We start from the raw sequence: 4,535 nt of genomic DNA, 5'->3' as shown, positions 1-4,535 counted from the left end.
GTCCGCCGAGCCGCCCCGCGACGGTTGCCGCCACCGGCGCTCCCAGCCGGGCGCCGTCCGCGTTTCAAGGGGTGACTAGTCGGCTGTGACCGTTGAGTTCAGGTCGAGGTTGCCGCTCAGCGGGAGGTTGCGGGAGGAGTCGCCGACCAGGATCTGATAGGTGCCCGCCGCAGCGACCCAGTGGTCGGCCGTGGTGTTCCAGGAGGCCAGGTCGTGGTTTGTCACTGTGAAGGTGACAGTGCCCGAAGCTCCCGGAGCAAGGGTGATGCGCTGGAATCCCTTCAGTTGGTGGGGTGGTTCACCGGCGGGGGCCGGGTCGGCGACGTAGAGCTGGGCCACCTCAGTGCCCGCCTTGCTGCCGGTGTTGGTGACTGTCGCGGTCACCGTCGCCTGACCGTTGTTCAGAGCGCCGACCTGGAGGTTTCCGAACGAGAAGGTCGTGTACGACATACCGAACCCGAAGGGGAACAGCGGGGTGAGGTTGTTCGAGTCGTACCAGCGGTAGCCGACCTTCAGTCCCTCGGAGTAGTTGATCTGGCCGTTCGCACCCGGCCACTGTGCGGTGGTGTTCGCCGGGACCTGGGAGAGCGACGTCGGGAAGGTGACGGGGAGGTGACCCGACGGGTTGACGTCGCCGAACAGCAGCGCGGCGATTCCCTGGCCGTACTCCTGGCCGTCGTAGAAGCCTTCGAAGACGCCAGCGACCTGGTTCAGCCACGGCATGAGGATCGCGGAGTTGTTGTTGAGGACGACGATGGTGTGAGGGTTGGCCGCGGCCACCGCCGAGATAAGGTTGTCCTGGTTGTCGGGAAGGTTAAGGGAGGTGTTGTCGGCTTCCTCGTGGCCGTAGTTGTCGCTGGCGAAGACGACGGCAACGCTGGACGACTGGGCGAGCGATACAGCCGAGTTGACGTCCGTGCCGTCGTTGAAGGTGACCTTGGTGTTGGTGCCGGCCAGCCGCTCCTGGATGCCGACTACCGGGGTGTACGTGCCGCTGCTGGTGACGGTGCCGCTACCCCCGCCGATGGTCTGGGTGCCCGGGCCCGCGTCCTGGCCGATCACCGCCACCGAGGCCAGGTTGGAGGCGTTCAGCGGCAGGGTCCCGTTGTTCTTCAGCATGACCGTGCCCTCCTCTATACCCTGGAGAGCGACCTTGCGGTGCGCAGGGGTGGTCACGATCGCCTGCTTGTCACCGCTGGGCGCCTTGTCGAACATGCCGAACCGGAACATCTGGGTGAGCACGCGCGACACCATGGTGTCCACCGTCGCTTGGCTGACCTCGCCGTTGTGCACGGCGTCGATCAGGTACTGGGCGAAGTAACCGCCGAAGGGCATCTCCACAGTCAGGCCCGCGTTCGCGGACGGCGCGGTCGAGTGGATGGCTCCCCAGTCCGATGTCACGAACCCGGTGAATCCGGCCTGCTGGTAGAGCCCCTTGTTGAGAATGTCGGGGTTCTGGCAGGACGGCTGGCCATTGACGTTGCTGTACGCGCACATCACCGCGGCGGCGCCGCCGTCCTTGATCGAGGTCTGGAAGGCAGGCAGGTAGATCTCCTGCAAGGTGCGTGCATCGATGTTCACCTGCCCTGCGGGCTGCTCGATGTTGTATGCGGCAGCGTGCTTGACCTCTGCCATCACACCCTTCTCCTGGATGCCCTTGATGTTGGCGGCACCCATTTGCCCGGACAGATACGGGTCCTCGCCATAGGTTTCGTACGACCGTCCCCACCGCGGGTCACGAACGATGTTGATCGTCGGCCCGAGAGCAACGTTCACACCCTTTCCGGCGAACTCCTCACCGACCGAGTTCCCGTAGGCGCGCTGCCACGCGGTGTCGAACGTCGCCGCCGAGGCCATGCCGTCGGGCATTTGGGTGACACCGCCGAGGCCGTCACCCACGCCGGAGGGCCCGTCCTCCAAGTTGACGTCGGGGATGCACAGTGATGGGTCGCCGGCGATCTGGCCGATGTAGTCATTGGACTGCGTGCCGTGCAGCCTCGCCACCTTCTGCTCAAGTGTCATCTGACCCATCAACTGGGCCACGCGCGTCGAAGTGGCGGCAGTCGAGTTCAGCCAGGCGCAGTTGCCCGGCGCGGGCTTCGGCTGCGGGGGCGGGATGGTCGCGGTCACGCCACCGACGGTGTAGACCTCGAACTCCCACAGGGCATAGCCGTAGCCTGTGGCGCGCTGGGTGCCGTTCATCCTGATGTACCGACCGGTGCCGCTGACGTCCAGAGACTGGGCACCACCCGTGCCGGTAGTCGTGGAGTAGATGGAGTTCCAGGTCTTACCGTCGTCGGACAGTTGTATCTGGAATCCCTTGGCGTATGCGTTCTCCCACCGCAGAGTCACCTTGCAGACCGGCAGGCTCGCGGCGAGGTCGACCTGCAGCCACTCGGAGTCGGAGTAGGCACTCGACCAGCGGGAGATGTCGGCGCCGTCCACGGCGTAGTACGGGGAGTAGCCCGGATCGTCGCCCTGAACGGAGGACGCGGTGGCCGGGTGGCCTAGGGCGGCGTTCTCGGTGCCGCAATTGCCACCGTTATTGGAGCCGCTGCCGCCGGTGTGGACCTGGAACTCCCAGAGAGAGTAGCCGTATCCAGTTGCGCGCGCTGTGCCGTTCATACGGATGTACTTACCGGTGCCGCTCACGTTCAGCGTCTGGGTGCCTCCGGTGCCGGTGGTGGTCGAGTAGATGGTGGTCCAGACGGTTGCGTCGTCGGAGACCTGGATCTGGAACGCCGTGGCGTAGGCGGATTCCCACTTGAGCACGACCTGGCAGATGTTCAGGGAGGAGCCAAGGTCGACCTGGAGCCACTGCGGGTCGGAGGCAGCGCTCGACCAGCGAGTGCCGTCGTTGCCGTCAACGGCTGCGGATGCCGGGGTGCCGGCGTTCTCGGTGGAGGACGCGGTAGCGGTCTGGGTCTGAGCGGCGTTCTCAGTGCCGCAGGCTCCCCCGGTGTCGCCGTTACCCGTGCCGTAGACCTGGAACTCCCACAAGGAGTAGCCATATCCGGTGGCCCGGGCGGTGCCGTACATCCGCACGTAGCGGCCGGTGCCATTGACGCTCAGAGTCTGTGTGCCGCCGGTGCCAGCGGCGGTGGAGTAGATCGTGTTCCAGGCACTGCCATCATCAGAGACCTGGATCTGGAACGCCGTGGCGTAGGCGGCTTCCCACTTGAGCACGACCTGGGAGATCTGCGCGCTCGATTTCAAGTCGACCTGAAGCCACTGCGGGTCGGAGGCAGCGCTCGACCAGCGGCTGCCGTCGTTGCCGTCCACGGCCGCGGACGCCGGCGTGCCGGCGTTCTCCGTCGAGGAGGCGCTGGCTGGTTTGCCCTGCGACAGCAGGGCAGCGTCGGCATGTGCCGGACTGGACACGGTGAACAGCGCAGCCAGCAGCGCCAGAACAGCGACTGCGGCCTGCCACGGGATGAGGAATCGGGCAGTGTGGCGCGCCCGAGGTCTAGCAGGCATGACTCTCTCCAGGGGGCGGCGGGCGTGGGCCCGCGGGACGGGAAAGGGACGGGCCGTTCCTACGGACCCGTGGGACCGCAGCCCACGCGAGCTCTAGCTCGTCAGGAGGAGGAGCAGGCGGAGCTGGGAGCACAGGCGAGCTTCCCTTCAACCAGCGAAGGGAGAGCGCTCTCCCGAGCGAGATGGTCCTCCCACGTTTCTGCTATGTCAACGGGTGGGCAGAAACGGGCATCCGCGACAAGGGAGTCATCCGGCACCCCTACCTGGGGGTATGCGCAACGATCGGGGCACTGGGGCGCTGTCGTGCAACAGCGAGTCTCTGACGAGACTGTCCCTGAAGGGAGTTGTTGTCTTCGGATGGCGAAGACAATAATGTGAGAAATGTTCTCATGCCTCATGAGAAGTCCTTCACAAATCGAAGACCAGGTGAGCGACATCTCCCACCGGGGCCTCAATACCCCACGATGAGGAAGCAACGAGAGTGGGCACCCGTTGATGACGTCGTATCTATCGGCGCACGCACGGCCCGCGAGGCAAGGGGAACAGGCAAGCCCGACGCCCGTGGCTCATGCAGGGGGCACACCCGGTAACGTGTACCGCGTCGGCGGACCGTTCCGCTCGTTCCGCTTCGAGGCGTTCGTCGCCCCCCGTCCCGAGCTGCGGCACGTCCGCACTCGCGTGCGCACACCTGGACACAACGGCTCCCGCGAACGCGGCTTCGGCTCCCTGAGGTACGAGAAGCTGTTCCTCGAAGGAGATCCCCGACGCCTCGACCTGGTCCGCCAAGCCGAGGACTACCGGATCGAGTACACACCGTGCGGCCCCACGAGGCAGTCGCCTGGAACCGGCCCCACGACGTCCATGTCAGCGACGCGGATCCCCTCACCCCCAACTTTCCCGCACCCGAAAACCTGCCAACTGCTTGACGCGGGACAGCTGAGGGTGTGTCGGGGTTTGTTGCCGGGGTTGATCGGGCCGGAGTGGGTCTCGTGCACACGTCTTGACAGGGGTGAATCGTAAGGGGAAACATCACTCTGCACCCGTCGGGAGAGCGCTTT

1 protein-coding gene is annotated in these 4,535 nt (G+C 65.6%); it reads right to left on the bottom strand.

Features of this window, described 5'->3' with window-relative positions; translation table 11 throughout:
* Positions 1 to 75: 75 nt before the first annotated feature.
* Positions 76 to 3,477 (bottom strand): discoidin domain-containing protein, encoded by a 3,402-nt coding sequence (locus AB0M29_RS44995; protein WP_365393627.1) that lies wholly within the window; start codon positions 3,475 to 3,477, stop codon positions 76 to 78.
* Between the last annotated feature and the right edge of the window lie 1,058 nt (positions 3,478 to 4,535).

This window comes from Streptomyces sp. NPDC051976 (assembly GCF_040680795.1).
GTDB lineage: Bacteria > Actinomycetota > Actinomycetes > Streptomycetales > Streptomycetaceae > Actinacidiphila.
The sequence above is the reverse complement of the archived record's forward strand: the minus strand, read 5'-3'. Positions and strand labels throughout refer to the sequence as shown.